Raw genomic sequence first — 23,408 nt, 5'->3', positions numbered from 1 at the left:
AAAAGTAAAAGGGGAAAGTCAAGATCTCGCAAAAGTTTAAACTTTACCCCTTTATGAATTCTATTAATTAATTAAAAAATTAACTAACTAATAATGCAAATTTATGCAAATAAAATTAACTAAAAATGTTTTCACTATAAGAAAACTGCTATTAATAAAAATTATGAGAACATTTATGTTTTTATTTTGTACTGTAATATTCGCTTCAACACCTAATATTGTATTATCCCAAAGTGTAAAAATCAAGATTAAAATTGATAAAGAGGTCAGTGTTGATGAGATTTTTGATATGATAAGTAAACAAACTAAATATGCGTTTATATATCAAGATGATTTATTTAAAAACCATCCAAAGCTGCAACTTAAAAAAGGAGTAGTTTATATGGATGCTTTAATTAATCAAATTTTAGTGAACGGTCAACTAGATGTTGTTTTAACAACAAATGATATAATCATTATAAAAAAGGCAAATTCTAATCAGCAAATAAAAGTAACAGGTAAAGTAACTGATGATTCTGGGTATCCTTTGCCAGGTGTGACAATAAAAGTTAAAGGAACAAAACTTGGTGCAGTTACAAATTTTGATGGAGGCTATAGTATCAACGTCCCCAATCTAGAAAATGTTTTGGTTTTTTCATATTTAGGACATAAAAGTATAGAAATAGTTGTTGGGAATCAAACAAAAATAGATGTTCAAATGCAAGCTACAATTTCAAATTTAGAAGAAGTTGTTATTGTTGGTTATGGTAAATCGAAAAGACAAGATTTGGCAGGTTTTGTAGGAGTTATAAAAACTGAGGATATAAATACTAACAGTGACCCTACAGTTGAAAGTCAATTAGCTGGAAAATTATCTGGTGTACTTGTAACAAGAAGAGATGGAAGACCAGGTGGAGGTGCTTCAATTCAAGTGAGAGGTTTGAGTAGTTTGTTGGGTTCTAATGAACCTTTATACGTTATCGACGGAATTCCTTATCAACCAAATTTTAATGATTCAAATAATGATGTTAACATTCTAAGTTTTATTAATCCAGCAGATATTGAAAGTGTATCAGTTCTTAAAGATGCATCATCTGCTGCAATTTATGGATCAAGAGCAGCTAATGGAGTAGTCTTAATTACTACTAAAAAAGGGTCTTTAGGTAATAAGCCAGAATTTGAAATTGATTATAAAACTACAATTCAAGTTCCTAAATTTAATATAAAATATTTAAATGCAGAACAATGGTTGGGTGTTGTTGCAGAGGCATATTCTAATGCAGGAGAAGATATTAATGGTCCAGGTTCTACTTTTACTAATTTAGGGGGTAGTACAGATTGGGTAGATGAGTCTTTGAGTACTTCGTTAATGAATACATTGAATTTGGGTGTTAAAGGAACTAGCGAAAAAAATAATTATAATGCATCTTTATCTTATACAGATCAAGGAGGAATTGTACAACCGTCATTTTTTAAAAGATATAATGCAAGGCTTAATCAAGAAAGTAAAATAACTGATAATTTTAAAATTGGTACAAATCTTACATATTCATATTCAGAAAGGGATGCAGGACCTAATTTTAATTTAATAGCTAGACAAAGACCAGATATGCCAAGATACTTTATTAATCCAGGAGATGTTAATTCAGTAAATTATTTGGCACGTGCAGAAAAAACTAAAAGACTATCTAAAAGTAATGTGATTTTAGGCTCTTTATATGGTGAGTTGGAAATTATTAAAGATTTAAAGATAAAGTCAGCTTTTAATATAAGTAGAATTATTACTAAAAATTTTACTTTTTCTCCTGCTGAACTTGACATAAGTAATGTAGCACGCAGAAGTGATTCTAATATTGAAAACACAGCGTTAGTTTGGGATAATACATTAAATTATGCAAAGCGATTTAATGAAACTCATAATATAGATGTTCTTGCAGGAGCTTCTTGGAATAGAAATACTAATATATTTGAATATATAAATTCAACTGGGTTTTCAAATGAAGATTTTCTTTTTAATTTAGGTTCAGCAGACCAAATTCAAGGATATAGTAGCAATAAAATTGTAAGTGGTTTGGGATCTTATTTTATAAGGTCAAACTATAGTTATAGAGACAAGTATTATTTAACATTTACTGGAAGGGCAGATAAGTCAACTAAATTTGGCCCTAATAATCGTTGGGGTTATTTTCCATCTGTAGGATTGGCTTGGGATATATCTAAAGAAAAATTTATGCAAGATAAAACAATTAATTATCTTAAATTAAAATCGAGTGTTGGAGTTACAGGTTTAGCAAGTTTTGGAGATTTCTTATTTAAAACGTTTTATGAACCTGGTTCTTATTATAATGGGTCGAATGGTATAGCAACTAGTGGTATTCCTAACCCAAATTTACGTTGGGAAAAAACAACTCAACTTGATGTAGGAATTGATTTTGGATTATTTCACAATAAAATAAATGGTTCGTTAGGTTACTATTCAAAATATACTAATGATTTAATCCTTCAGGTGCCAATTCCTTTAGAATCAGGAGGGGGTACCACGCAAATTCAAAATGTAGGTGATTTAAACAATAGAGGAATTGAATTCTCAATTAACGCAAACATAATTGATAATAAGGATTTTAAATGGAATGCATCCTTTAATATTACATATCAAAAAAATACAGTTGAAAAACTAGGGGATGGTATTATTAGTAATTTTAATAATACACTATATTTAGAAGAAGGTCAACCTTTGGGGATATTTAGAGGATATAAAAGTGCTGGAATTTTTCAAACCCAAGCAGAAATTGACGAATTAAATACTAATGCTCCTGATGGTGTTTATCAATTTGCTGATACAAAACCAGGTGATGTGAAAATTGTTGATGTAAATGGAGACGGAGAAATAAATCAATTTGATCTTACAACAATTGGTAATGCCATACCAAATTTCTATGGAGGTTTTAATAGTTTGTTGACGTATAAAAAATTTGAGATATCAACTTATTTTCAATATCAGTTAGGATCTGAAATGATTCCTCGATTGGTCACAGATGCTCAAAAAGTTAAAGCAAATAGTCTATTTGGAAATTATACAACAGGTGTTTTAAATGCATGGACACCAACCAATACTGATACAGATCAACCACGTAATTTTAAATCTGATGCTACTTATAATTTGGAAACTGTTGATACAGATGTGTCCAATGCTTCTTACTTAAAACTTAAAAATATAAGAATTGGTTATAATATAAATGCTCTTAAAGATGTAAAAACAGTTATTTACTTATCAGCAACTGATTTATTTACAATAACTAAATATAAGGGATCTGATCCAGAAGTAACTGAATTTGATGATGGAGGTACTAATAACTATAATTTTGGTAATGATTCAGGAAGATATCCATATAGTAGAACTTTTTCTTTTGGCGTAAACTTTAAATTTTAAAAAAAAAAAAAATGAAATATATACATAGATATTTAATTGCGATACTGTTATTTATAAGTTTGATTTCATGTGAATTAACAGACATTGACAAAATAGAACCTGACTATAAAATTGACCCTGAGCTTAATTTTTCTAATGCTCATAATTCAGAACAAGCTCTGGTAGGTCTTTATAATAAAACTTTATTAAGTCAAGGGATTTCACTTTATAATGATTCTGACCATAGCAGAATGAGTGTTGAACTTATATCTTCGTTTGGGGCATCACAATTTGATTTAAATTTACTCAACCCTAACGCAGCAACCCTATTACATTATAGTGATCCTTATATAGCAATTAATACCGCTAATTATGTAATTAAAGGTGTTTCGGCAATGGATGATGATTTATTTGCAGGAAATAGAAAGGCAGAAATTTTAGGAGAAGCACGTTTTTTAAGATCTTTTTCATTTTTTAGACTTTTAAGGTCTTATGGTCAACATTGGGACAGAAACTCTGATTACGGGATTGTGATACATACAGAGCCCAATAATGAAATAATTATTAAACCTAGAAGTAATGTTCAAGAAACATATAACCAAATTTTATTAGATTTAGATTTTGCAATAGCAAATGCACCATCATTTAGCACAGCTGTTTATGTTTCTAAAGAAGCTGCTCAAGCTTTTAAAGCAAGAGTGTTACTGTATTATGGAGGAAATGCTGCATATACTGAGGCTGCAAATCTTTGTGATGCTGTAATTAATAGTGGAAATTTTTCTTGGGAAGTTTCATATGCAGATATTTTTACAAAAACATATAGTTCTTCAGAATCAATTTTAGTAAATCATTGGGATGGATCTGAAAGAAGTAATGGAAATATAAAACCTATTTTCTATACTATTTTTTATAAAGTAAGTCCTTATTATAGAAATTTAATGCCTATTAATGATCCAAGAAGACCTTTTGTTATAGCACCTGGGAATACAGTTGGTAAATATAAAAACAGTAATATTCCTGGTGTTTTTGGTTCATCTGCAACTTTTTATATGCGTTTAGCAGAAGTGTATTTAATAAAAGCAGAATGTTTAGCTAGAAATGGTGGATCGTTGACAGATGCTCAATCAGCATTAGATGAAGTTAGAGCTAGAGTTGGATTACCAAGTACAGCTGCACCAAACATAAATCAATTGCTGGCTGATATTAGAAAAGAAAAATTATTGGATTTGGCATTTGAAGATGCCGAACCATGGTTTGATTTAGTTAGATACCATATATTAGGAGATATTAATATTTCAAATTTTAAACCAACTATTGATGTTGCGACAAATGGAGTAAGTCAATTTATTCTTCCTATACCTCCATCATCATTGAGATTATCAAATGGTGTAGTAGTACAAAATCCGGGATATCCAGTTGAAAATTAAAAATTAACTATCTGATTAAATAAAAGAAATAGATTTTAAGTATAAAAAATGAAAATAATTATAAATAAAAAATTAAGATTAAGAAAATGAAAAAAATAATAATAGTATTTACGGCAATAATGCTTTTAAATTCTTGTAAAAAAGAAAATTCAACCAATGAAGTTGATAATTCTTTAACGATTGCTGGGCAAATTAAAAATTACACAAGCAATAAATTTTATTTAGTTGACGGTGATGAACAAAAAGAAGTTGAGTTAGATGAAAGTGGAAAATTTCAAATTAAAACAGAAATTTCACATTCTAAGTATTTTATAATAGGATCTGATGATATGAATCAATCTATATTTTGTACGCCTGGGGATAGTATTTATCTATCCTACAATACAAAAAATGATGATAAATTAAAAGCAACGGTGTTTTCAGGTGATAGAAGTGCAGAAAATCATTATTTAACTATTAAAGGTAGTAATATTAATCCAATGGATGCATTGAATATAAATATGACAAAACTTTTAACAATGTCAAATGAAGAAGTAGATAGTATTTTAAAAAAAAGAGTAAAGAAATTTACAGCGCTATTAGATGAAAATACTACTAAAGATATGAACCCAGAATTTTTACATTATGAACGTTTTTGGAATAAAAATAATATACTTATAGAAAATTTAATAAATAAGAATGTAAAAACAAGAATAAGAGCTAATCCTGCATTACTTGCTGCATATGATCCATCGGGATCCTTGAAAGATGTTAAAATAGATACTATTTTTCCTAAAGGGTATAGTGATATAGTTACAGATTTTAATATTAATGATGGTACACTTTTAAAATTGAATGAAAATGAATATATGACTTGGTTAGAGCTTATTCTATCAAATAAATATCCAGAACTTAATGTTAATGCTTGGGGAACTGAAGAAAATAAAAAACCACATTGGTATAAAATAATTGAAGAGTATAAAAAAATGATATCTGATTCTTTAGTTTATGATTCTTTTTTATATAGACTACATAAACAAAAGATGCTGTATTCAGAACATAAATTAGCTAATGAAACCGCACATTTAATTAAGGATAAAAAAAGGAGAGATGAAATTTTAGAAACAACTAGTAGAGTGTTGACTTTAAATTCTACACCTTTTCCAGAATTTAATGCAAATACAACTGAAGGGAAGTCTTTCTCTAAAAAAGATTTATTGGGAAAATATACCTATATTGATTTTTGGGCAACTTGGTGTGGGCCTTGCAAAATTGAAATTCCTTTTCTTCAAAAACTTGAAGAAGAGTACCATGATAAAGACATAAATTTTGTTAGTATTTCAACAGATAGAGAAACTGATATCGAAAAATGGAAAAAAATGGTCTCTGATATGAAACTAAAAGGTATTCAAGTTATAATGAATGAAAAATCATATCAAGAAGTTGCAAAACTACTTAACATTGAATCTATCCCACGATTTGTATTATTAGATCCAAATGGAGTTGTAATTAACTATAATGCAGATAGACCTTCAAGTGCTACAGTTAGGGCTATGCTAGATAATTTAGAAAATCTTTAAAAAAGTGATAATTATATATGTTTTGTTTTTTACTAGTTTGCTAAATATTAATAAAAAATACAATAAAAATTCTAAACTTAATCTTTCATATGCTTATTAAATAGTTTGGGTTAGTTAATCAATAAAAAGTGAAAGATAATAAAAGGGCTATTTAAAAAATAGCCCTTTTTAAAGAAATTAAAATCAAAAAGCATTTTTTTTTGAAAACATGAAAAAAGTTTCATTAATAATAATTACACTAATTGCAACTCTATCTGTTAGTGCAAAAATTCTTGATTTAAACCAAACGCTATTAATAGATAATAGTGTAAAGAAAGGAATGCTTTCCAATGGGATGATCTATTATATAAAAAGTACTGATGTTGTAAAAAATGCTCTATATACAAGTGTATTATTGGATATTTTACAATTACTCCTAACGGAGAAACAGTAAGAGAATCTGAATGAGGAGCATATAGCCCAAATACAACTGAAAGTTTAGTTAGAGAACCAAAATCATTAGCTGAAGTTTCTTTTAATTTTGATTGCAATCCTGAATTACTAAATAAATTAGTAAGTATAGTAAATGAAGAATTTCAAAAAATAACTACGGGCTATATTAGAAGAAGATTTAAATAAAATAAAAATACCTACGATATGCAGTTACTTAAAAATTTTACATGTTTAATTATGATATGAATGATTCAAAAAACTTTGAAGAAATTGAAAATAAAATATGTAATAAGGACATTAAGAAAATAGCTAAACAAATCATAAAAAATGGAGATAATTTTGAAATTATTTTCAAGCCAGAACAATAAAATTTAATAAAAAAGATATGAATAAAATAATTTTATTTTTTACCCTTATTGTTTTTAATATTTGCCAGTCGCAAATTTTAGATCCAGTAAAATGGACAACCTCAGTAAATAAAATTTCAGAGACAGAATATGAATTGGTTTCAAAAGCAACTATTGAAACTGGATGGCATATGTACTCACAAAGTGTACCAGAAAATGGTCCAAATCCTACGTTTTTTACTTATGAAGATACTTCGGTGGCTTTTAAAATAATAGGTAAAACAATAGAAGAAGAGGGTCTTGTTATAGATGATCCTGTTTTTATGATGAAAATAAAGTTCTTTGAAAAAATGACCACATTTAAACAAAAAGTAGAAGTTAAAAAAAATGTATCAACTATAAAAGCTATTGTTGAATTTATGGCATGTGACGATTCTAGATGTTTACCTCCAAAAGAAGTAGATTTAGAATTTAATATTGCACAAAAAACAACTGAAAATCAGGTAATAAGTAAATCATTAAATACAAAAAAAAATGATGAAGACAATTCTACATCACCTTCAAAAAAAGGGCTTTGGATTGTTTTTTTATTAGGGCTTGCAGCTGGATTTGTTGCTATATTTACACCTTGTGTTTTCCCACTTATACCAATGACGGTAAGTTTCTTTACCAAGCAAAGTAAATCGAAATCAGAAGGTATTCGAAATGCTATTATTTATGGAGTTTTTATTATTGTTATATACGTTCTCTTAGGCACTATTGTTGTAGCTGTATTTGGAGCAAGTTCTTTAAATGCTTTAGCTACAAATGTATGGTTTAACATAATATTCTTTTTGATTTTATTGATTTTTGCGGCTTCTTTCTTAGGTGCTTTTGAAATAATGCTCCCTAATTCATGGGCAAATAAGATTGATAGAAAAGCAGATAAAGGAGGTTATATGGGTATTTTCTTTATGGCGTTAGCCTTAGCTATTGTATCCTTTTCTTGTACAGGACCTTTTGTGGGGAGTATTATTGGTGCTTCATCATCATTAGGAGGTTTAGCACCAATTATAGGGATGTTTGGTTTTTCATTAGCTATAGCATTACCATTTTCTTTATTTGCCGCTTTCCCAGGTTGGTTAAATTCTTTACCAAAATCTGGTGGCTGGTTAAATACCGTTAAAGTAGTATTAGGCTTTTTAGAATTAGCATTTGCTTTTAAATTTTTATCTAATGCAGATTTAGTATTACAAGCGCATTTGTTAGAACGCGAAGTGTTTTTAGCTATTTGGATTGCTGTTTTTGGCTTATTGGCATTGTACTTATTTGGAAAAATCCAATTACCACATGATTCATCTTTAGCACATATTTCTGTAGGAAGATTAAGTTTAGGTCTTATTGTTTTATCATTTACTATATATATTATTCCTGGGTTATGGGGTGCACCATTAAATTTAATAAGTGCATTTCCACCTCCACTGGAATATAGTGAGTCTCCTTATGGTGTAGGATTTACAAAATTAGGAAATGGTTCAGTTTCTGTATCTAAAGATCATAACGATTTACCTGATGGATCTCATCTTTTAGCACCACATGATATTTTAGCCTTTAATGATTATGATAAAGGTTTAGCCTATGCAAAAAAAGTTGGTAAACCAGTTATGGTAGATTTTACAGGTTGGGCATGTGTTAACTGTAGAAAAATGGAACAAAACGTATGGCCAAAACCAGAAATTTTAAATATCCTTAAAAATAAAGTTGTACTAATATCACTTTATGTTGATGACAAACGAGAATTAGAAGCCTCCGAAATTGAAGAATCCAAATTACGACCAGGTAAAAAGCTTAAATATATAGGACAAAAATGGAGCGAACTCCAAACCATAAAATATAAAGCCAATTCACAGCCATTTTATGTGTTAATGGGGCATAATGAAGAAGATTTAATTGATCCTATAGCTTATACTCCTGATGTAGATCAATTTCTTTCTTGGTTAGAAAAAGGTATTTCAAATTTTAAAAAGAATGAATATCAATAATTTTAAAAAGAATGAATAATTAAATAAAATTTTTTGAACATGTCATTAAATGAAAAAATAGCATCAGAGCTAGAACAATATTTTTCATCATTCAGAGAAGGTATTGTTGGTATAGATGAATATTTTGAATCTCCTTATGGAAGAAAAAAAATCATTTATGCAGATTGGACGGCAAGTGGTAGAATATATAGACCAATTGAAGAAGCTTTCCTCAATAATATAGCACCATTTGTAGCTAACACACATACAGAAACTTCAATTACTGGGTCTGTTATGACAATGGCTTATCATGAAGCTAGAAAAATTATAAAAGAACATGTGAATGCTAATAATGATGATGTTTTAATAACTGATGGAACTGGTATGACGGGTGTTATAAATAAGTTTCAACGTATTCTAGGACTAAAAGTTTCAGAAAATTTAAAGCAATATACTCATATTCCAAATGAATTAAAACCGATTGTTTTTATTACCCATATGGAGCATCATTCTAATCAAACTTCCTGGTTAGAAACAATTGCTGATGTTAAAATTATTCCTTGTCAAAAATCTGGGTTGATTTGTTTTGAAAGTTTTGAAATGTTACTAAAACAATATAAAACAAGACCTATAAAAATTGCGTCAGTTACAGCTTGTTCTAATGTTACTGGGATTAGGACAGATTATCATAAACTTGCTAAAACAATCCATCAATATGGAGGACTTTGCTTTGTTGATTTCGCATGCTCTGCTCCTTATGTTAACATTGATATGCATCCCACAGATAAAGACTCTTATTTAGACGCTATTTTCTTTTCACCACATAAATTTTTAGGTGGACCAGGAAGTTCAGGAGTACTAATTTTTAATAAAAAATTATATAAAAATTTAATTCCTGACAATCCTGGTGGTGGTACAGTAAGTTATACTAATCCTTGGGGGGATCACGATTATATAGAAGATATTGAAACTCGTGAAGATGGTGGAACTCCAGGGTTTTTGCAAGCTATAAAGATAGCTCTTTCAATGCAACTTAAAGAAAAAATGGGGGTACAAAAGATTTTGAGAAGAGAACATGAGCTTTGTGAAATTATTTTTGATAAACTTTCTAAAATAGATAATTTAAAAATTTTAGCATCAGAACACAAAGATCGATTAGGAATTTTTTCTTTTTTTATTGAAAATACTCATTTTAATTTAATTGTAAAATTATTAAATGACAAATTTGGTATTCAAGTCCGTGGTGGATGTTCTTGTGCTGGGACATATGGACATTTTTTATTACAAGTTAATCAACAAACTTCAAAAGAGATTGAAAAAAAAATATTAAAAGGCAATATGGTTGAACGTCCAGGTTGGATTCGTTTGTCTATTCACCCTACAATGACTAATTCAGAAATTAACTTTATATGTGATGCTATTGCAGATGTTGCTTTAAATCACAGTATATGGGGGAAAGATTATAAATATGATACCTTTAAGAATGAGTTTGTACACAAAACTAACAATAATGCTGAAAAAACAATATTAAAAGACTGGTTTAAATTATAAATAAATATCAATTTATTTAAAAGTAAATTTTTATTAGTATGATTTTAAGTTGTTTGTATTTCTAAGTTTATTAAACTTGAAGGGGAATAAAATTTAAGTAACAATTATAAATTAATTAATATGGAACCATTAGAATTATTCAAAAAAGATTGGAAAAGAATTAAAAAGACTTTACCTAAATACCCAAAAAAAGAGCTTTATGGATTTATTTATAAAAAATCAACTTTGACAGTTGATTTAACTCATCCATTTAAAGTTTAAGAGAAGTTCCTAAGTATTAATTAAAATTTATCCAAACGAAATTCGATATTAAAAAAAAATAAAAAAATACTGGAATTATTATTTAGTAATAATATAATAAACACAAATTAACTTACCTTATAAATTTAGGCAATATGTCAAACAGAATAGAAAAAGTTAAATGCTTAATTATTGGTTCAGGACCATCAGGTTATACTGCAGCTATATATGCAGCTAGAGCAAATATGAAACCCGTTTTGTATCAAGGTACTCAACCTGGAGGTCAGTTAACAACCACAAACGAGGTTGAAAATTTCCCAGGATATCCAGAAGGGATTACTGGGCCAGAAATGATGATAGAGTTACAAAAGCAGGCAGAACGTTTTGATACCGATGTTAGAGACGGTTGGATTACTAAAGTGGATTTTTCTGACGATGTACATAAAGTTTGGGTAAATGAATTAAAAGAAATTCATTGTGACACAGTAATCATTTCTACAGGAGCATCTGCAAAATATTTAGGTTTAGAGTCCGAACAAAAATATTTAAAACTAGGAGGAGGTGTTTCTGCCTGCGCAATATGTGATGGATTCTTTTACAGAAATCAAGAAGTAGTAATTGTTGGTGCTGGAGATTCTGCATGTGAAGAGGCACATTACTTATCAAAATTGTGTAAAAAAGTAACCATTTTGGTAAGACGTGATGAGTTTAGAGCATCGAAAATAATGGCCGATAGAGTTAAAAACACTTCAAATATTGAGATATTATTCAATACCGAAACCAATGAAATTTTAGGCGACGAGCAAGTAGTTACTGGTGTTCGGGTGTTCAATAATAAAACCAATGAAAAGCATGAAATTCCTGCAACAGGTTTTTTTGTAGCTATTGGTCATAAACCAAATACCGATATTTTCAAAGAGTATTTAAAGCTTGATGAAACAGGATATATTATAAATGTTCCTGGTAGCTCTAAAACAAACATCGAAGGTGTGTTTGTGTCTGGTGATGCTGCAGACCATGTTTATAGACAGGCTATTACCGCTGCAGGTACAGGTTGCATGGCAGCTTTAGATGCGGAACGGTATTTGGCGAGTAAGGAATAAAAAATAATTATTAACTAACAACAACAACAACTAATCAATCAAAAATGAAAATCAAAAAAGTCTTAGTCGCAAATCGTGGTGAAATTGCCATTAGAATTTTTAGAGCTTGCGTAGAGATTGGTGTTAAAACAGTAGGAGTTTACACCTTTGAAGACCGTTATTCATTACACCGATATAAAGCCGATGAATCTTATCAAATAGGTGAAGATAACGAACCTTTAAAACCATATTTAAATATAGATGCAATTATAAAAGTTGCAAAAGAGAATAGTGTAGATGCGATTCATCCAGGTTATGGTTTTTTATCAGAGAATTCAGAATTTGCACAAAGATGTTTAGATAATGGCATCGTTTTTATTGGACCAAAAGTATCTGTATTAAAAGCTCTTGGAGATAAAATAACGGCAAAAAAAGTAGCCGAAGAAAATAATGTACCAATTATTAACAGCAGTAAAAAAGATCTCACAAATATAAATATTGCATTATCTGAAGCTGAAGAAATAGGATATCCTGTTATGCTTAAAGCTGCATCAGGAGGAGGAGGACGTGGTATGCGTGTAATCCGATCTAAAGATGAATTGGAAAAAGATTTCAACGAATCGAAAAGGGAATCTTTAAATGCCTTTGGAGATGATACTGTTTTTTTAGAAAAATATGTTGAAAATCCAAAGCATATTGAGGTTCAAATTGTAGCGGACTCACATGGAAATATGGTGCATTTATTTGAGCGAGACTGCTCTGTTCAAAGACGTTACCAGAAAGTTATTGAGTATGCACCTTCCTACGGATTAGAACAAGAAACCAAGAATAAGCTCTATGAGTACGCTATAACAATATGTAAGGCAGTTGACTATAATAATATAGGTACTGTTGAGTTTTTGTTAGATGATGACGGCAGTATTTATTTCATTGAAGTTAACCCAAGAATACAAGTTGAACATACTGTTACAGAGGTGGTTACTAATATTGATTTAGTGAAAACACAATTATTTGTTGCTGGTGGATACAAACTTTCTGACCAACAAATAAAAATAGAAAATCAAGAAGCTGTAAAACTTACAGGGTATGCATTGCAATGTCGTATTACCACTGAAGATCCAACAAACGACTTTAAACCAGATTATGGTACAATATCAACATATAGAAGCGCATCAGGTTTTGGAATACGTTTAGACGCAGGAAGTATTTATCAAGGGGTTAAAATATCACCTTTTTTTGATTCTATGCTGGTTAAGGTATCTGCAAGTGGCAGAACACTTGATGGGGCTTGCAGAAAAATGAGAAGAGCCTTGTCTGAATTTCGTATTAGAGGGGTAAAAACGAATATTTATTTTTTAGATAATATCTTAAAGGATCCTATTTTTAGAGATGGAAAAACCACCGTAAATTATATTAAAAACGAACCGTCCTTGTTCCAATTTCCCGAATCTAAAAACAGAGCCAGTAAATTGGTAGAATTTTTAGGTGAAGTTATTGTTAATGGAAATCCAGATGTCAAGAAAATAGAAACAAATAAAAAGTTTATAAAGCCAAAAGTTCCAACATTTGATAAATCTCAAGCATATCCTAAAGGAACAAAGGATTTATTAACAGAACTTGGACCAGAAAAATTTGCAAACTGGCTTAAAAACGAAAAAAAGCTGCACTATACAGATACTACAATGCGCGATGCACATCAAAGTTTAATTGCAACACGTATGCGAACTTTAGATATGTTGCAAGTGGCAGAAGGCTATGCGAAGAATCATCCAGAAATTTTTAGTATGGAAGTTTGGGGTGGAGCAACTTTTGATGTTTGCCTTCGGTTTTTACACGAAAACCCATGGGAAAGACTTCGTTTACTACGTAAAGCTATGCCAAATGTACTGTTACAAATGCTTATTAGAGGTTCTAATGGTGTTGGTTATACAGCATATCCCGATAATTTAGTACAAAAATTTGTTGAGCAGTCTTGGGAAAACGGAGTAGATATTTTTAGAATATTCGATTCTTTAAATTGGATGAAATCCATTGCGCCCTGTATTGAGCATGTGCGTACTAAAACTAATGGTTTAGCCGAAGGTTCTATTTGCTATACAGGTGATATATTGAATCCAAGTAAAACAAAATACAATATAAAATATTACATAAAGCTAGCAAAAGATATTGAAAATGCGGGAGCTCATATTTTAGGTATTAAAGATATGGCTGGATTATTAAAACCTAATGCAGCTTACGAATTAATATCAGCTTTAAAATCTGAAATCAACATTCCTATTCATTTACACACTCATGATACATCGTCTGTTCAAGCTGCGATGTATTTAAAAGCTGCTGAAGCAGGGGTTGATGTTATTGATGTGGCTTTGGGTGGTTTGTCTGGTTTAACATCTCAACCAAATTTTAATTCAATACTTGAGATATTCCGTTTTCATGAACGAGAAAATCATATAGATAGTAAAAAATTAGCTGAATATTCAGATTATTGGGAATTGGTTAGAAACTATTATTATCCTTTTGAATCTGGGTTAAAAGCAGGAACAGGAGAAGTCTATAATCATGAAATTCCAGGTGGACAATATTCAAATTTAAAAGGACAAGCCATTGCTTTAGGTTTGGAAGATAAATTTCCAGAAGTAACCAAAATGTATGGGGAAGTTAATCAGCTGTTTGGTGATATTGTCAAAGTAACACCAAGTTCGAAGGTTGTAGGTGATATGGCGCAATACCTTATTAGTAATAATCTTATCATAGAAGATGTTTTAGAAAAAGGAGATTCATTATCGTTTCCACAGTCAGTTATAGGTTTTTTTAAAGGTGATTTAGGGCAACCCGTTGGTGGTTTCCCTGAAAAAATTCAAAAACTGATTTTAAAAGACCAAAAGCCATATACCGAAAGACCCAATGAGCATTTAGATCCTATTGATTTTGAAGAAGAATTTAAAGTATTTAATAAGAATTTTTCCAAAGGAATGGGTAGAGATTTAGAAATTACAGATTTTTTGTCATATAATTTATATCCTAAGGTATTTTGTGATGCTTATAACAATCATGTAAAATATGGGAATGTAACCAATATACCAACCAAAAATTTTTTTTACGGCATGGAAGTAGGCGAAGAAATTATGGTAGAAATAGAAAAAGGAAAAAATGTTCTAATTTCTCTAGTTTCTGTGGCTGATGCTGATGTGATGGGTAATGTAGGTGTCTTGTTTAAAGTTAACGGACAGTTGCGCAATGTGTTAATTAAAGATAAAACCATTAAAGTAGAATCTGCTCAAAACATTAAAATAGAAAAAGGTAATCCCAAACATATTGGAGCTCCGTTACAGGGATTGTTGTCTGATATTATTGTAAAAAATGGACAAGAAGTAAAAAAGAATGATCCCTTATTTGTTATAGAAGCTATGAAAATGGAAACTACGGTGGTAGCACCTGAAGCTGGAGTAGTAAATAAAATTGAACTAAAAACTGGTGCACTAGTTAATGCAGAAGATCTTATAATAAGTTTCAAATAATATTCTGAATCAGAATTGAATTTAGATAATAGGTAGAAATATTAATTTATACAATTTTATTATTCTGAACGAATTAAAATAATTAATAAAATATTTTATATGAAAACAATTTTAACACTTTCAAATCTTACCAAAAAATTTGGTCAGTTAACGGCTGTAAAAGATTTAACTATAACAATTAATAAAGGTAACGTATATGGAATTTTAGGACCTAATGGCAGTGGGAAATCAACTACACTAGGGATTGTTCTCAATGTAATTAATAAAACCTCTGGAAACTTTGAATGGTTTGAAGGGAGTATTACTGGAAGTGATGCACTTAAAAAAGTAGGAGCTTTAATAGAGAGCCCTAATTTTTATCAATATATGACTGCAGAACAAAACCTTAAACTTGTATGCAGGATTAAAAATATTTCGTTTAAAAAAATAGACGAAAAATTAGATATTGTAGGACTTTTAGATCGGAAAAATGATAAATTTAGGACATATTCATTAGGAATGAAACAACGTTTAGCCATCGCATCTGCGTTACTTAATGACCCAGAATTATTAATTTTAGATGAACCAACTAATGGACTTGATCCTCAAGGAATTCATGAAATTAGAAAATTAATTAAAAAAATAGCTACAGATGGAATCACCATTTTATTAGCATCACATTTACTTGACGAGGTTGAAAAAGTTTGTTCTCACGTGATAGTATTAAGAAAAGGGGAGAAACTTTATTCTGGTTCTGTTGATGAAATGATCAATAGCAATAGTTTTTTTGAGGTAAAATCAAATCAAAAAGAAGAGCTTCTTAGTTATTTAAAATCGAATCCCGCAATTAAAAACGTGAAAATAGAAGGAGATTTAATAACAGCATTTTTGTTAGAAGCAATAGATGCTAGTGATTTTAATAAAGAACTCGTAAATCAAAACATAATACTTTCTCATCTTGTAAAAAGAAAAGAAAGTCTTGAAGAAAAGTTTTTACAAATTACAAATAATAATAATTAAACACTTATGATACGCTTAATACAAATTGAAACTCAAAAACTTTGGCTAAATAGAGCAAGTAAAATATTAATATTGGTTTCTTTTATACTACCTCTTACAGTTATATTACTGTCCTCTATTTCGATTAATTTATTTAGTTTTTTAAATATAAAAATGGGAGAAATAGGAATGTTTAATTTTCCAATGATTTGGCATGTTGCTACTTTTACTGTTTCTCTGTTTAAAATATTCTTCGCAATAGTAATAGTTAGTATGATAGGAAATGAATACAGTAATAAAACTATAAAGCAAAATTTAATTGATGGATTAAGTAAAAAAGAGTTTTTATTATCAAAGTTTTATACGATCGTAATTTTCTCAATTATCTCAACAATATTAATTGGTATAACTATACTTTTTATAGGGTTTTATAACACAGAACTTACTAATTTTAAAATTATTTTCAATGAAAGTGAATTTTTATTTGCCTACTTAATAAAACAAATAGGCTTTTTTAGTCTTTGTTTGTTTTTTGCATTATTAATTCGCCGTTCAGCATTCTCACTAGCATTTTTGTTTATTTTGTATTTTGTCGAATGGTTGTTTTATGGACTTTTAAATAGGATTACGAATGAAACTATAGCAGAGAAGATTTATAATTTATTTCCTTTACATAGTATGTATAAGTTAATAGACCAACCTTTTCAGAGAGTATTATTGGTGAAATTTCCTAATAATCAAGAAAAATTATTGGATTATACTGTTTATTTTCATGAAATCTTTATTGTTTTAGTTTGGACTACTATATTTCTGTTTTTATCCTATTTTCTATTGAAAAAACGTGATTTGTAATTAATTTAAATTGTTCTAAAATAATATTTTACTTAATAAACACATAAATCTTTACAACAAATTAATCCAAAAGGAGATATTTCTTTTGAACCTTATTATATTTTAATCAAAAATCAATAACATGAAAAAATCATTATTTATTTTGGCAATTAGTCTATTTGTATTTATAGAAACAAATGCACAAGTAGAGTATAAAATAATTACTAGTGTAGAATCCATTATCCCTAGTGGATCAGGGAGGTCACGTATAATATCTGCTAATGTAGACAGAAACTACAAAGATTTTACATCTGAACAAACAGAGGGTGATAATACTAGAAATAAGGCAGATAGAAGCGAGATTAGAGTTAAAGATTTTGAAGAAACTAAACTTTTAAATTTTTATAACCTTGTTGGGATTCGTTTTCAAAATATTGCAGCAAATGATGCGGTTGTTACATCAAAAATTAATACGATGGCAGAAGAAGGTTGGGAACTCGCTTTTGTTACGAGTGGTGTTGAAAGTGATGGAGGAAAAGACGATGGGCAAGGGATTTTTATTACACGATATGTTTTTAAAAGATCGAAAAAATAATTTAGAAAAGCATCAGTTTTTATAAAAGAATTTATATGAGCTCAATATTGTATTGGGCTCCTTTTATTTACAATTGTTATTATTTGTTTTCTAAATGGGAAATACCTTAGGAATCCATTTATTTTATGAAAAAATAGTATTTTCACTACTTAATTTGTAGGTAGTGCTAAAAAAATGTATGTTTTGGAAAAACAATTGTAAAATAGTCTTCAGCTTTTTTTGAAGAGTCCGTCTATGTATATGAGGTATTAATACCTCATATAATAATTAAATTTTATGACCTTTTAAAAACATTGTTTTATATTCTGAAACACTACAAAGAGGTCTAATTAAATAATGAGGTTTATTTTTTTATAATCTTAAAACTACTTTTTTTGTTTTCACTTTCAATGGTTAAAAAATAAACCCCACTTGATAAATTGTTTCCAATTTTTATATCTTGATTTGTATAATAATCATTTGTTATAAATTTGACTCTTCCTAAAAGATCAGATATACTTAATTTAATTTTTTTACTAGATTTTGAATCAATTGTAAAACCATTTTCATTTGTAAAAGGGTTAGGGTAAATTAGGTAGTTATTCTTTAAGTTAAAATCAGCCTCATTTAAATTACTAGGGGCTACATCTATATAATTAAAATTCATATCATTTGATTTGTAAATAATTTTCAAAAACACCTCTCCTTGAGGTAAGAATACATTGTTTACTATTTTATTAGTAAAATTTTGTTGCCCTCCGGTATTTAGAAAGGTTTCTTCGGTTCTTACTAATGTATCATTTATCATAATATCAAATTTACCAAGAACTGCATCAGTAGCTACTCTAAAAGTCATATTGTAATTACCTGCTGTAGGAACATTCAACATATATTCTCCCCAATCGTTTACATTAATATCAGTTACATTTTGAATGGTTCCTCCATCGTTGGTGTTTTCTAAATCAGTTCCTTTACGGCGATAATGGTTGTTTCCAATTATTCTTCCAGGAATGTCTATTTTTTTAAGAGTATAAGACACATTTATATATTCATTTCCTATTGCACTAAGTACACCATTAGTAGGACTTAATAATTGTCCTTCTAACATATCTGTCCATGTGTCTGGAACCCTGCCAGTAAACCATGAATATCTATAAATGTCAGGATCAGCCTCAAAAGCATTTGTTATAGTCATCATAAATGCAATTTTATCAGCACTACTTTGAATAACTCTGTTAGCAAACTCAGTAACCCAAATTGGTTTTCCATATTTTTTTAACAATCCTATTTCTCCTATCACACTATACGGATTGTTTTGAGAGGTATATGCATGGCCTGCAATATAATCCACTTTACAATTAGGACATAACGCAAAAAAATCATCATGCCATGCAATAGGGCTACTATATCCACCATAATTATTTGGGCCATTAAAAGCAGGACTAGCACTAACAATTTCTAAATTTTTTGTAGCTGCAACTGTTTCTATTCTAGACCAAAAATTAACTGCTTCTTGAGGAGTCATTCTTGCACCATCATTAAAATTAGGTTCGTTAAAAGCTAATAAATATTTTGCACCAGGGCGAATATTACTTATAAAGGTATTTAAATCATAACTATTGTTCCATGCCATAGGGACAAACTCAACACCTATGCTTGCATAATTACTTTGTACATCATTATCAGGCTGAATAGACCAATTATACCACCATGTTATACCAGGACTTAACGCTACAAGATCTGCCACAGAATGATGCCCGTATGCAATACCTCTTTTAGGGCTTTGTGCTGATAAATTATTAGATATTAAAATAATAAAAAGCAAGCTAAAAATTTTTTTAATATGCATAAGTGATTTGTTTTAGAAGTATTATACGGGTAAAGCTAGTGAAAAATATATAGATTATTATGTTAAAACACACGCATTTCATTTTAAAAACTATGAAATATTTCAATTCTTAAAAAACACACACCTAATAATGCAACTTAGATACGTTTTAAAATTAAAACTACTTTTAATTTTTTTTATCCAACTCCTTAAGAGTTTTGTATAATAGTACTATTATATAAGATCTGAGTTATGGTTAGCTTAATCATTATTTTGACTATTAGGATAAGTTATAGTATTATTAGTTTGAGCAAAAATTATGAATTTGCAGACTTTAATTACCATTGTGAAATCAATTATTCTTAGTAGTTCAGTTAGATTACGTTTAATATCTATTAAAGAAGACCGAAACTACAAAGATTTTAAAGAGGATGTTTTTAAGGTGTTGTAAACAAGGTGTATAGAGCAAAATTAGGATTAGAGATTTTGAAGTAACTAAACTTTTAAGTTTTTATTACCTTGTTGGGATTCGTTTTAAAAATATTGTATTAAAAGACACAATTGTTATTTTAAAATTAATTCAATTGCTGAAGAAGTTTAGGAACATGTTATTGTAAAAAGTGATAGAGGGAAAGATGATGGGCAAGGAACTTTTATAATACGGGATGTTAAAAAAATTGAAAAAGCCCATGAAAATTATCTATCATAAATTTACCTGTTAGTTAAATTGCTTATCAATTGGGTTCTGAACACCTATAATATTTAGTAGATTGTTTAAAAATAAATCTAAGTTATCATTTTTATACTTTAGGACAAAGTATAATTGAATATAACAAGAATAACTTAAATCTTTTTAATGTTTGCTCTTTATCTATTAGATAAAGTTATGCAAAAATGTTGTACTTAAAATCTGCTAATTTCTCACATTTAAGCTTTAAAGGATTTTAGCCAATAATTCTCGGGTAGGTAATATTAATACTTTGATTGGTTTACATTTATTATAGTAATTTCAAAAGGACGAAGTCATTAAGTGCCTCATTGATTGATTCTCTGTAGGAATAAAATAGTTGTACTCATTTATGAAACTAATAATGTTCTAGTATGTTGCTTTAGTAAATTACTTTCTTTTAAATGTAACAATTATAATTTCAGAAACCTTTAATTATGACTTAGTGGTAAAACAATTTATAAATTAACTAATAGTTCTTACGATAACCACATTCTATTTAAAGAGTAAGTGAGATATTTGGTTACAAAAAATTAATAATTCCTAAACATTTTGCAAAAAAAATATTGGGCATAAAAGTAAGCAAGGGATTGGATGATTTAAAAGGGAAATTTTCGTTTAATAGGAATTAAACTTTTGAAACGAAGCAATTAAAATCTAATAGAATAAAGAGACTGTCCGAAAAGTAATAAAATCGTCATTCCTTTCGCCTAGATGAATCGGAATCTAATAAGTGCTGAAATTCAGTTTTTTATAGAAATAAACTGAAACAAGTTTGACAAGATTGCGGTCTTTTCGGACAGCCTCTTCTAAGAATTATTCTACGTTTAAATTCACCTTTTCCTGCCAGTCAAAAGTTCCCACACGCTTGGCCACTAACCATTGATTATTGACAAGAATGTAGTCATCTTCGTAAATTGCACCGATAGTGGTTTTTATTTTTTTACCGTTTTCGTTACCAATAAGTGTTATCAAACAATAACATTTTCCTGTAGCCGTATTATCGTTTATAGTAACCACTTGCTGACCATTAAAATGATACACCGTTTCAAAATCTTTAAGAAACTCCTTGAAAGTTTTTTCCATACTTTTTCTTCCTTGCAACTTTAAAATAGTAATACCATTAGCTATTGTTTCAGATATGGCATTTTCCGTAAACAATTCAACCTGATTAACATAATCTTTTTTGTCACCAAGAATCGAAATTTCATCAACCAGTTCTTTCAATAAAATTCTATCTATTATTTCTTTGCTACTCATACATTTGTTTTTTAAAGATGCTTTGTAAAACTTAAAGCCTCTTTAGTTTTGTAAATTTCTATACTTACGATACTTTAAGTACAATCTTTCCTTGTATATGTCCTTCAGCTGCTCTTTCGTGTGCTTTGCCCGCATCTGCAAGTGAAAAAACACTATCAATTACAACACGAATCGTTCCATAATCAAGCAAACGAGCTAATTCTTTCAGTTGAGCACCACTCGAACGTACTTGTGTTGCAGAAACAGTCACACCTAATTTTTTAGCTTCTTCAGTTCCAGAAAAACCTAATGGAAAAATTGGAAACAAAGAACCACCTGGCTTAAGTATTCGTAAAAATCTTCCTGTCGTTGCTCCTCCAACAGTATCAACAACTAAGTCTATATCTTTAACAATATCTTCTACTTTCTCTTTTGTATAATCAAAAAATTCATCTGCTCCTAACTCTCTCAACAAGGCTTCTTGTTTAGTAGAAGCTACGGCAATTACTTTTGCTCCTTTCCATTTAGCGAGTTGTACGGCAAAATGTCCAACTCCACCACCAGCTCCGTTTATAAGCACAGTTTTACCTTTAAGGGGAACAGGTTCATGTTTTTTGGGTTGCAACGGATTAGGTTCATTATGTCCTAATTCTATCATAAATTGCCAAGCCGTTAGTAGTGACATTGGAGCAGCAGCAGAAAGAATATGATCTATTTTTTTTGGTTTTAAAGCAACTTCAGAGACAGGTATAGTAATATATTCTGCATATGCTTGACTTTGACCAAAACTAGGAAAACGCACCATAGAATATACCTCTTCACCAACCGAAAATTCGGTTACATCTGTAGCGATAGCTTCTATAATACCCGAAATATCTGTTCCTAAAATTATTGGGAACGGAACTACAGGTTGCCATTCTGGCGGTAACATTTTATAACCATCACGCAAATACCAATCTGGTGGATTAAGTCCTATTGCTTTGACTTTTACTCGGACTTCTCCTGACTTTAATTCGGGAATTGGTGCATCTTCATATTGTAGCACTTCTGTTCCACCAAATTTATGTTGTCTAATCGCTTTCATAACCAAACGAGTTTCATTTCTTTCGTGTTTTTTTTGAAATTTTTCCATTACTATATATTTAATTATTTGTTACAAAATTAAATTATATATATCTTTGTGTCAAGTATGTACTTTTTTGTATGTTACATACAAAAAAGTATGTATTGCTGAAAATTAATAAGTTATAATAAAATTAAAATGAAAAATAATTTAAATATTACTGAAAATATTCAAATATGTGCAGTAGATTTTGCTTTTAAACGAATTGGCGGAAAATATAAAGCAAGAATATTGTGGTATTTGTTTTTAAAAGGTGTTTTACGATATGGGGAATTAAGCAGAACTATGCCTGATATAACAACAAAAATGTTAACACAAACACTTCGTGAACTGGAAGAAGATAAACTTATCAATCGCAAAGTTTATCAAGTAGTACCACCCAAAGTAGAATATTCCTTGTCAGAAACTGGATATGAACTAATTCCGTTTATTGAGCATTTACACAATTGGGGTAAAAAGCAAATCGCTAAGGAAATTGAAGAGTGCGAAGTATGTAAATAATGACACTATCCTAATAATTGACACGATTATAAGCAGTGAAAACGATTTATTGTCGTAATTAAT

At 29.4% G+C, this 23,408-nt stretch carries 17 protein-coding genes; 14 read left to right on the top strand and 3 right to left on the bottom strand.

Annotated features, from left to right (window positions below):
• The first annotated feature begins 163 nt into the window (after positions 1-163).
• From FIA58_RS06370 to FIA58_RS06310, 13 genes are all read left to right on the top strand, one after another.
• Positions 164-3,409 carry a SusC/RagA family TonB-linked outer membrane protein gene (locus tag FIA58_RS06370; protein ID WP_165928867.1) on the top strand — a complete coding sequence of 1,082 codons (3,246 nt, stop codon included), beginning with the start codon at positions 164-166 and terminating at the stop codon, positions 3,407-3,409.
• Between the two features lie 11 nt (positions 3,410-3,420).
• On the top strand, positions 3,421-4,815 hold the full coding sequence (locus tag FIA58_RS06365; RefSeq protein WP_140961321.1) for a RagB/SusD family nutrient uptake outer membrane protein: 1,395 nt from the start codon (positions 3,421-3,423) through the stop codon (positions 4,813-4,815).
• An 86-nt stretch (positions 4,816-4,901) separates the two neighbouring features.
• Positions 4,902-6,374: a TlpA family protein disulfide reductase gene (locus FIA58_RS06360; protein ID WP_140961319.1), complete on the top strand. Its 1,473-nt coding sequence runs from the start codon at positions 4,902-4,904 to the stop codon at positions 6,372-6,374.
• A 208-nt stretch (positions 6,375-6,582) separates the two neighbouring features.
• Positions 6,583-6,807 carry a hypothetical protein gene (locus tag FIA58_RS06355; protein ID WP_140961317.1) on the top strand — a complete coding sequence of 75 codons (225 nt, stop codon included), beginning with the start codon at positions 6,583-6,585 and terminating at the stop codon, positions 6,805-6,807.
• 226 nt (positions 6,808-7,033) lie between these two features.
• Positions 7,034-7,174 (top strand): hypothetical protein, encoded by a 141-nt coding sequence (locus FIA58_RS06350; protein ID WP_165928866.1) that lies wholly within the window; start codon positions 7,034-7,036, stop codon positions 7,172-7,174.
• 17 nt (positions 7,175-7,191) lie between these two features.
• Positions 7,192-9,174 carry a protein-disulfide reductase DsbD family protein gene (locus FIA58_RS06345; RefSeq protein WP_140961315.1) on the top strand — a complete coding sequence of 661 codons (1,983 nt, stop codon included), beginning with the start codon at positions 7,192-7,194 and terminating at the stop codon, positions 9,172-9,174.
• A gap of 39 nt (positions 9,175-9,213) precedes the next feature.
• Complete coding sequence (locus FIA58_RS06340) at positions 9,214-10,704, top strand: aminotransferase class V-fold PLP-dependent enzyme (RefSeq protein ID WP_140961313.1); 1,491 nt, start codon at positions 9,214-9,216, stop codon at positions 10,702-10,704.
• Positions 10,705-10,824: 120 nt separating this feature from the next.
• Positions 10,825-10,965: a hypothetical protein gene (locus tag FIA58_RS06335; protein ID WP_165928865.1), complete on the top strand. Its 141-nt coding sequence runs from the start codon at positions 10,825-10,827 to the stop codon at positions 10,963-10,965.
• A 134-nt stretch (positions 10,966-11,099) separates the two neighbouring features.
• A complete protein-coding gene (trxB, locus tag FIA58_RS06330; RefSeq protein WP_140961311.1) occupies positions 11,100-12,047 on the top strand; it encodes a thioredoxin-disulfide reductase in 948 nt (315 codons plus the stop codon).
• 44 nt (positions 12,048-12,091) lie between these two features.
• The gene (locus tag FIA58_RS06325) at positions 12,092-15,544 is read left to right on the top strand and encodes a pyruvate carboxylase (protein ID WP_140961309.1); all 3,453 of its coding nucleotides are present in this window, start codon (positions 12,092-12,094) and stop codon (positions 15,542-15,544) included.
• A gap of 99 nt (positions 15,545-15,643) precedes the next feature.
• Positions 15,644-16,543 (top strand): ABC transporter ATP-binding protein, encoded by a 900-nt coding sequence (locus FIA58_RS06320; protein WP_140961307.1) that lies wholly within the window; start codon positions 15,644-15,646, stop codon positions 16,541-16,543.
• 6 nt (positions 16,544-16,549) lie between these two features.
• Entirely contained in the window at positions 16,550-17,374 is an 825-nt protein-coding gene (locus tag FIA58_RS06315) for an ABC transporter permease (RefSeq protein WP_140961305.1), read from the top strand.
• 121 nt (positions 17,375-17,495) lie between these two features.
• Entirely contained in the window at positions 17,496-17,948 is a 453-nt protein-coding gene (locus tag FIA58_RS06310; protein ID WP_140961303.1) for a hypothetical protein, read from the top strand.
• 343 nt (positions 17,949-18,291) lie between these two features.
• Here FIA58_RS06310 and FIA58_RS06305 read toward each other — a convergent pair whose 3' ends face one another.
• The 3 genes from FIA58_RS06305 to FIA58_RS06295 all read right to left on the bottom strand — a co-directional run bounded on the left by FIA58_RS06305 (position 18,292) and on the right by FIA58_RS06295 (position 22,853).
• Positions 18,292-19,776 (bottom strand): glycosyl hydrolase, encoded by a 1,485-nt coding sequence (locus FIA58_RS06305; protein ID WP_140961300.1) that lies wholly within the window; start codon positions 19,774-19,776, stop codon positions 18,292-18,294.
• 1,522 nt (positions 19,777-21,298) lie between these two features.
• Complete coding sequence (locus tag FIA58_RS06300; protein ID WP_140961298.1) at positions 21,299-21,742, bottom strand: nuclear transport factor 2 family protein; 444 nt, start codon at positions 21,740-21,742, stop codon at positions 21,299-21,301.
• Between the two features lie 64 nt (positions 21,743-21,806).
• Positions 21,807-22,853, bottom strand: a complete 1,047-nt coding sequence (locus FIA58_RS06295; RefSeq protein ID WP_208022766.1) for an NADP-dependent oxidoreductase — start codon at positions 22,851-22,853, stop codon at positions 21,807-21,809.
• Positions 22,854-22,982: 129 nt separating this feature from the next.
• On the opposite strand from FIA58_RS06295, the gene FIA58_RS06290 reads away from it, so the two are divergent.
• A complete protein-coding gene (locus FIA58_RS06290) occupies positions 22,983-23,345 on the top strand; it encodes a winged helix-turn-helix transcriptional regulator (protein ID WP_140961295.1) in 363 nt (120 codons plus the stop codon).
• The last annotated feature ends 63 nt before the right edge of the window (positions 23,346-23,408 follow it).

Source organism: Flavobacterium jejuense, assembly GCF_006491595.2.
In the GTDB taxonomy this organism is placed as follows: Bacteria; Bacteroidota; Bacteroidia; order Flavobacteriales; family Flavobacteriaceae; genus Flavobacterium; species Flavobacterium jejuense.
This window is presented reverse-complemented; position numbering and strand designations above follow the sequence as displayed.

What these genes read in the sequence shown, in the direction of transcription:
- FIA58_RS06370 (WP_165928867.1), top strand. Translation starts at nt 164, where the DNA reads ATGAGAACATTTATGTTTTTATTTTGTACTGTAATATTCGCTTCAACA.
- FIA58_RS06365 (WP_140961321.1), top strand. Translation starts at nt 3,421, where the DNA reads ATGAAATATATACATAGATATTTAATTGCGATACTGTTATTTATAAGT.
- FIA58_RS06360 (WP_140961319.1), top strand. Translation starts at nt 4,902, where the DNA reads ATGAAAAAAATAATAATAGTATTTACGGCAATAATGCTTTTAAATTCT.
- FIA58_RS06355 (WP_140961317.1), top strand. Translation starts at nt 6,583, where the DNA reads ATGAAAAAAGTTTCATTAATAATAATTACACTAATTGCAACTCTATCT.
- FIA58_RS06350 (WP_165928866.1), top strand. Translation starts at nt 7,034, where the DNA reads ATGTTTAATTATGATATGAATGATTCAAAAAACTTTGAAGAAATTGAA.
- FIA58_RS06345 (WP_140961315.1), top strand. Translation starts at nt 7,192, where the DNA reads ATGAATAAAATAATTTTATTTTTTACCCTTATTGTTTTTAATATTTGC.
- FIA58_RS06340 (WP_140961313.1), top strand. Translation starts at nt 9,214, where the DNA reads ATGTCATTAAATGAAAAAATAGCATCAGAGCTAGAACAATATTTTTCA.
- FIA58_RS06335 (WP_165928865.1), top strand. Translation starts at nt 10,825, where the DNA reads ATGGAACCATTAGAATTATTCAAAAAAGATTGGAAAAGAATTAAAAAG.
- trxB (WP_140961311.1), top strand. Translation starts at nt 11,100, where the DNA reads ATGTCAAACAGAATAGAAAAAGTTAAATGCTTAATTATTGGTTCAGGA.
- FIA58_RS06325 (WP_140961309.1), top strand. Translation starts at nt 12,092, where the DNA reads ATGAAAATCAAAAAAGTCTTAGTCGCAAATCGTGGTGAAATTGCCATT.
- FIA58_RS06320 (WP_140961307.1), top strand. Translation starts at nt 15,644, where the DNA reads ATGAAAACAATTTTAACACTTTCAAATCTTACCAAAAAATTTGGTCAG.
- FIA58_RS06315 (WP_140961305.1), top strand. Translation starts at nt 16,550, where the DNA reads ATGATACGCTTAATACAAATTGAAACTCAAAAACTTTGGCTAAATAGA.
- FIA58_RS06310 (WP_140961303.1), top strand. Translation starts at nt 17,496, where the DNA reads ATGAAAAAATCATTATTTATTTTGGCAATTAGTCTATTTGTATTTATA.
- FIA58_RS06305 (WP_140961300.1), bottom strand. Translation starts at nt 19,776, where the DNA reads ATGCATATTAAAAAAATTTTTAGCTTGCTTTTTATTATTTTAATATCT.
- FIA58_RS06300 (WP_140961298.1), bottom strand. Translation starts at nt 21,742, where the DNA reads ATGAGTAGCAAAGAAATAATAGATAGAATTTTATTGAAAGAACTGGTT.
- FIA58_RS06295 (WP_208022766.1), bottom strand. Translation starts at nt 22,853, where the DNA reads ATGGAAAAATTTCAAAAAAAACACGAAAGAAATGAAACTCGTTTGGTT.
- FIA58_RS06290 (WP_140961295.1), top strand. Translation starts at nt 22,983, where the DNA reads ATGAAAAATAATTTAAATATTACTGAAAATATTCAAATATGTGCAGTA.